5 protein-coding genes are annotated in these 2,903 nt (G+C 68.1%); 1 reads left to right on the top strand and 4 read right to left on the bottom strand.

From position 1 onward, the window contains the following. The coding region (locus Q0L94_RS08900; RefSeq protein ID WP_366799396.1) for an ATP-binding protein at positions 1 to 645 on the top strand (645 nt) is incomplete at its 5' end. On the opposite strand, the gene Q0L94_RS08895 is transcribed toward Q0L94_RS08900, so the two are convergent. The 4 genes from Q0L94_RS08895 to Q0L94_RS08880 all read right to left on the bottom strand — a co-directional run bounded on the left by Q0L94_RS08895 (position 611) and on the right by Q0L94_RS08880 (position 2,770). Then, positions 611 to 1,339: a type II secretion system protein gene (locus Q0L94_RS08895; protein WP_296752617.1), complete on the bottom strand. Its 729-nt coding sequence runs from the start codon at positions 1,337 to 1,339 to the stop codon at positions 611 to 613. The genes Q0L94_RS08900 and Q0L94_RS08895 overlap by 35 nt on opposite strands. Then, entirely contained in the window at positions 1,336 to 1,704 is a 369-nt protein-coding gene (locus Q0L94_RS08890; protein WP_296752614.1) for a hypothetical protein, read from the bottom strand. Before Q0L94_RS08890 ends, Q0L94_RS08895 begins: the two co-directional genes overlap by 4 nt. 80 nt (positions 1,705 to 1,784) lie before the next feature. Further along, the gene (locus tag Q0L94_RS08885; protein WP_296752611.1) at positions 1,785 to 2,384 is read right to left on the bottom strand and encodes a hypothetical protein; all 600 of its coding nucleotides are present in this window, start codon (positions 2,382 to 2,384) and stop codon (positions 1,785 to 1,787) included. Beyond that, a complete protein-coding gene (locus Q0L94_RS08880; protein WP_296752609.1) occupies positions 2,381 to 2,770 on the bottom strand; it encodes a hypothetical protein in 390 nt (129 codons plus the stop codon). Before Q0L94_RS08880 ends, Q0L94_RS08885 begins: the two co-directional genes overlap by 4 nt. Between the last annotated feature and the right edge of the window lie 133 nt (positions 2,771 to 2,903).

The raw sequence follows: 2,903 nt of genomic DNA, 5'->3' as shown, positions 1-2,903 counted from the left end.
CAGGCGATCCACGACACCGGCGCGCGGCTGACGCACGACGTGAAGAATATCCTGCAGTCGCTGAAAACCCTGCTCGCCGCCGCCGACATGTCCACGCCCGAGGACAGCGAGCGTCTGCTGGAACTGATGAAGCGGCAGTTGCCGCAGCTGGCGACGCGGCTGTCGCAGACAGTCGACAAGCTGAAGCAGCCGGCCGAAATGGATGTCGCGCACATACCGGCGCAGGCGTGGTGGTCGGCTCTGCAGACGCGCTACGAACACGACGACGTGCAGTTCTTCGCCGAGGCGGTCGACGACACGCCGCTGCCGCAGGATCTGTTCGACAGCGTGGCGGACAACCTGCTCACCAATGCCCTGCGCAAGCGTCAGGGGCAGCCGGATGTCGCAGTGGAAGTACGACTGGAACTGCACCCGCTGGTGAGCCTGGCGGTGACCGATAGCGGCGCGCCGGCACCCGAGCACGTGGCGCGCAATCTGTTTCTGAGCCCGGTGGCGTCGGATTTCGGCCTCGGGGTGGGCCTGTACCAGGCCGCGCGTCAGGCGGCGCGCGTGGGGTACCGGCTGGAACTGCCCGACAATCAGGCAGGACGGGTGTCGTTCAGGTTGCAGGCTACGGACAGCCGCCCGCCGGGCATACCCGGCTGATCAGCACGCTGAACGGCAGCCAGGCGACGAGGTCGTCGAACTCGCCCGCTGCGTCGCCCGGTTTGGAGGGGGGGCGGCTGACGTAGCGGTGGTCGGCGTCGAGGTTTTCGATTTCCTTGGCGCTGGTTCCGGGGGGCAGCGCAGGGGTGGGGCTGCCAAAGGGAATGTTGACATTGCGGGCTCCCCTGCCGTTTGCGCCGTACGATACCAGCACGACCGGCACACCGTCGACGACGTCGACGACCGGGCAGTTTTCTTCCGAACAAACTTGATTCCATGGATCGTCGGAGGTGGGCGCACTACCGTTATGGAATCCATTGGTTTTGCTGGTCAGATCGGCGTGGACGGCATAGTGCAGGCGATTGCCCCACGCATCCTGCGACGCCGTGCCGAGATCGACCCACGGAAACCATCCGGATTGCTTGGTGCACTCATTTCCGGTGCGGTTTTCTAGCCCGTCGCCGTCGCTGTCCGGACAAGGCAGGTAAGGGCGCGGCGTAGCGCCTCCCGTATTATGAGTCATGGCGTAACCCATGATCGCTTCCCGCGCTTCCTCGAGTGTCTTTTTGGTCTCAGCAATTCGCCGCGCCTGGATCTGCGCCGACAGCGGTACCGCCAGCCCGCCGATCAGGATGGTGACGATGACCAGCACGATGGCCAGTTCGATCAGGGTGAAGCCGCGCGTCCGCTTCATGGCGCAGGTTCCTCAGCGGCCGGTGCGGCGGGGGTGGGACGCAGCACCTGGTAGGGTTCGTACACGCGGCCGTCGGCGCGGACTTGGCCCGGCTTCAGCCCCGATACGGCCGCGCCGTCGAGTTGCGGCCTGCCGTCGATCCAGCGGGTTGTCTTGCCGTCGGAGCGGATCAGCATGCCGTCGAAACGCAGCGGTGCCGGCGCGGCGGGGGCGGCGGTTTTATTCTGGCCGCGCGGCTGGCTGAGGTCGCGGGCGCGCGCGGCTTCGAGTTGCGCCCGCTGGGCCGGGGTGTAGAACAGGCGGCCGGGGTCGGTGCCCGCTGCAAACCCTGAACCACAGAGGCACAGCGACACAGAGACAATCAAGATCGGGCAAGCGCGAATACCGTGGCGCCGCACGGGGTTGCACTTCTCTGTGCCGCTGTGTCTCTGTGGTGAACAGGTTTTCATTGGGCTTTCCCGGTGTCGGCCGCAACGGTAAACCACAGCAGTTCGCATTCGGCCAGCAGGCGTGGCTGGTTGACCGGCTCGAATGGCGCGTCGCCGGGATGGGACAGCTGGCAGCCCTGCACGCGGTAGACCCCGGGTGCGCGCGCCTTGAGCGCGTTCAAAAAGCGCGCGAGATCGGCCTCCACCAGCAGCGGCAGGGTGAGGGTCATGCTCGTCTGCCCCAGCGGCAGGCCCTGGGCGAGCGCGGGAAGCGAAGCGGCGCGCGGCGCCAGCCGGTAATCCAGGGCATAGAGCCCGGCATCGCGGTTGGCCAGTTGCGCCGCTTCGATCCAGGCCAGCCGGTCTTCTGCGCCGATAAAGCCGCGCGCGGCGAGCGCCTGATAATCGGCCAGGTGGGTGGCGATGAGCTGCTGCTGCTGGCGGCTGCGGTCGAGCTGCTGACGCGCGCCGTCGAGCGCGCTGCGTTGCTGCTGCAGGGCAAGCCCGGCGTCTTGCGCCTGGCCGCGGCTCCACAGTATGCCGCCCCCGGCCAGCAGCAGGGCCGTCAGCACCAGCAGCAGCGGCAGCTTGAGCGCGGCGAACGGCGGGTGTCTCATGGCCGGGCCTCGCGGTAGCTCAGGCCGAGGCTGAAGCGCGCTGCGTGAGGTTCGTTCGCGCCGGTATCGAGCGTTCGCCCCGACAGGGTGCTGGCGGAATCGGCGTTCACCGGGCTGCTGCGCAAGCGCACGTCATGCAGGGTGGGTACGGCCTGCAGGGTATGCATGAACCGGTCGATGCGCTGCATGGCCGCGCGGTAATTGCCGTCGAACGGAACCAGCGAGGCGTCGAGGCTGATCCGTGTTCCGCCGCCGGCCGTTGGCGCGTCGTCGGCCCACTCCAGCTTGTCGAGTGTGACGCCGGGCACCGCATCGATGGCCCGGCCGATGGCGGCAAGCAGCTCGCCGGTATCGGGCTGGCCGCTGCCGAGCTGGCGCGCGGCCAACGGCGGGTGCTTCTTGGCCGGGCCTCGCGGTAACGCAGGCCGAGGCTGAAACGCGCGGCGGGGGATTCGCCCGCGCCGGCATCGAGCGTTCGCCCCGACAGGGTGCTGGCGGAATCGGCGTTCACCGGGCTGC

The organism is Thiobacillus sp. (assembly GCF_024708915.1).
This window is presented reverse-complemented; position numbering and strand designations above follow the sequence as displayed.

What these genes read in the sequence shown, in the direction of transcription:
- Q0L94_RS08895 (WP_296752617.1), bottom strand. Translation starts at nt 1,339, where the DNA reads ATGAAGCGGACGCGCGGCTTCACCCTGATCGAACTGGCCATCGTGCTG.
- Q0L94_RS08885 (WP_296752611.1), bottom strand. Translation starts at nt 2,384, where the DNA reads ATGAGACACCCGCCGTTCGCCGCGCTCAAGCTGCCGCTGCTGCTGGTG.